Source organism: Pseudomonas sp. DrBHI1 (genome assembly GCF_002205115.1).
GTDB classification, from domain to species: Bacteria; Pseudomonadota; Gammaproteobacteria; order Pseudomonadales; family Pseudomonadaceae; genus Aquipseudomonas; species Aquipseudomonas mosselii.
The window spans coordinates 29,305-32,125 of sequence record NZ_NIBE01000088.1 but is presented as its reverse complement, the minus strand read 5'-3'; the positions used below and the strand labels follow the sequence as shown (position 1 = coordinate 32,125).

The window sequence follows — 2,821 nt, the reverse complement described above, 5'->3', positions numbered from 1 at the left end:
GCCACCGCCCGCCACATCCTGGTTGCCACCGAAGACAAGTGCAACGAACTCAAAGCACAGATCGAAGGCGGCGCCGACTTCGCCGAAGTCGCCAAGGCCCACTCTACCTGCCCGTCCAGCCGTCAGGGCGGCGACCTGGGTTCGTTCGGCCCGGGCCAGATGGTTCGCGAGTTCGACACCGTGGTCTTCAGCGCGCCGCTGAATGTCGTCCAGGGTCCGGTGAAGACCCAGTTCGGCTACCACCTGCTGGAAGTGACCAGCCGTCAGGACTAAGTCATCGCAGCCGATGACGTACCCTGTGGGAGCGGGTTCACCCGCGAATACGCCGGTCCATGCAACATCGTTGCCTGAGCTGACGCATTCGCGGGTAAACCCGCTCCCACAGTTGTTGTGTGGGTTCATGCTGTTGTGCCTGACTGCCACCTCCCATGCCGCCCCCACCCACGCCCTCACCGTCTACGCCGAAGCCCCGCGCTACCCCGCGAATTTCCACCATTTCGACTACGTCAACCCCGACGCCCCCAAGGGCGGCAGCCTGCGCCGCTCGGCCATCGAGATCGGCCAGTTCGACCATGTCCTGCCCTACATCGACAAAGGCATCGGCGTCAGCCAGGTCGATGGCTGGTTGTACGCACCGCTGGCCGTGCGCTCGCTTGATGAGCCCTACACCGTATACGGCCTTGTCGCCCAGCGCATGGAGCGCGGCCCCGATGACGCCTGGCTGCGCTTCTACCTCGACCCCCGCGCCACCTTCGCCGACGGCAAGCCGGTACGGGCCGAAGACGTACGCTTCAGCTACGAGCTGCTGATGAACCAGGGCAGCCTCAAGTTTCGTACCCAGTTCGCCGATGTCGCCGCGGTCACGGTCGAAGGCCCGCGTCAGGTGCGCTTCGACTTGAAACAGCCCCATGGCCGTACGCTCCCCCTTGAGCTGGCCGGCCTGCCGGTGCTGCCCGAGCACGACTGGCAGCAACGCGACTTCGCCAACGGCGCCGGCTTCGACAAGCCGGTGGGCAGCGGCCCTTACCGCATCAGCAGGATCGACAACGGCCGCAGCATCACCTTCGAGCGCGATGCGACCTGGTGGGCGCGGGATTTGCCGGTCGTCCGCGGGCTGTACAACTTTGACCGCATCGGCGTCGAATTCTTCGGTGACACCGAGGTGGCCCGCCAGGTGCTCAAGGGTGGAGGCTACGACTACAACCGCGAGTATTCCGCCACCGCCTACACCCTCGGCTACAACGGTGCCCCGCTGGATGACGGGCGCCTGCAGCGCGCCCACCTGGCTCCGGCCAAGCCGCAGATCGCCCAGGGCTTCGTGTTCAATCTGGACCAGCCGCAGTTCAAGGACCGCCGCGTGCGCCAGGCCCTGGCCATGCTCTGGGACTTCGAATGGAGCAACCGGCAGATGATGCGCAACATGTACATCCGCCAGCAGAGCCTGTACTCGAACACCCCCCTGGCTGCCCGCGCCCTGCCCGACGCCGAGGAGCTCAAGCTGCTCGAACCGCTGCGCGGCCAGGTGCCGGACCAGGTGTTCAGCCAGGTATTCAACGCACCGGTCACCGATGGCTCCGGCATCATCCGCCAGCAGCAACTGAAGGCCCTGGCCTTGCTGCAGGACGCCGGCTGGCATCCCCAGGGCGATCGACTGGTCAATGCCCAGGGCCAGCCGTTGAGCTTCACCTTCCTCAATGGCCAGTCGGGGATGGAACGCCTGCTGCTGCCGTGGAAGCGCAACCTGGCGCAGATCGGCGTCGAACTGAACATCCGCAACGTCGACTCTGCCCAGTACGTCAACCGGCTGATGGCCCGCGACTACGACATGATCGTCACCGGCTACCCGGTGACCCTGTCGCCGGGCAGCGAGCAGTACAACTACTTCGGTTCCGCCGCAGCCAATGATCCGGGCTCGAACAACCTGATGGTGCTCAAGGACCCGGCGGTGGACCGCCTGCTCGACGGCCTGGTACGCGCCACCAGCCAGGCCGACATGCAGCGCCACGCCCGCGCCCTGGACCGGGTGCTGCAATGGAACTACTACTGGATTCCCAACTACTACCCGCCGGGCAGCTCGACGGTGTGGTGGAACCGCTTCGGCCTGCCCAAGGTACAGCCGGCCTATGACGAAGGCCTGGACACCTGGTGGGAAGTCAGCCCCCGGGCCCTGACCAACCCGCGGATGGCCGAGCGCTTGCGGAGCATGCCATGACCACCTACATCCTGCGCCGCCTGCTGCTGATCATCCCCACCTTGCTGGCCATCCTGCTGGTGAACTTCGCCATCGTCCAGGCCGCGCCCGGCGGGCCGGTGGAACAGGCCGTGGCGCGCCTGCAGGGCATCGGCGGCGGCGCGCCGGGTGCCCGCGTCGAGGCAGTACAGGGCGAGTCCCGCGCCACCCGCGGTCTGGACCCGAAGCTGATCGAGGAGATCAAGCGCCAGTACGGTTTCGACAAGTCCGCGCCCGAACGGCTGTGGCTGATGCTTGGCCAGTATGCACGGCTGGACTTCGGCCAGAGTTTCTTTCGCGGCGCCACGGTCACCGAGCTGATCGTGCAGAAACTGCCGGTGACCCTGTCGCTGGGCTTCTGGGCCACGCTGATCACCTACCTGGTGTCGATCCCGTTGGGCATTCGCAAGGCGGTGCGCCATGGCAGCCGCTTCGACGCCTGGAGCAGCGCGCTGATCGTGATCGGCTACGCCCTGCCCTCGTTCCTGTTCGCCCTGCTGCTGATCGTGCTGTTCGCCGGCGGCACCTCGCTCAACTGGTTCCCGGTGCGCGGCCTGGTGTCGGAGGACTTCGACCAGCTCAGCCTGCTGG

At 66.3% G+C, this 2,821-nt stretch carries 3 protein-coding genes; all 3 read left to right on the top strand.

Annotated features, from left to right (window positions below; genetic code table 11):
• Positions 1-273 (top strand): peptidylprolyl isomerase (locus CC207_RS18265; protein ID WP_088852528.1); only part of this gene is annotated, 273 nt, incomplete at its 5' end.
• Between the two features lie 13 nt (positions 274-286).
• Positions 287-2,212 (top strand): extracellular solute-binding protein, encoded by a 1,926-nt coding sequence (locus CC207_RS18260; protein ID WP_028688955.1) that lies wholly within the window; start codon positions 287-289, stop codon positions 2,210-2,212.
• On the top strand, positions 2,209-2,821 hold a 613-nt coding region (locus CC207_RS27765; RefSeq protein ID WP_256582114.1), incomplete at its 3' end, for an ABC transporter permease subunit. The genes CC207_RS18260 and CC207_RS27765, both read left to right, overlap by 4 nt.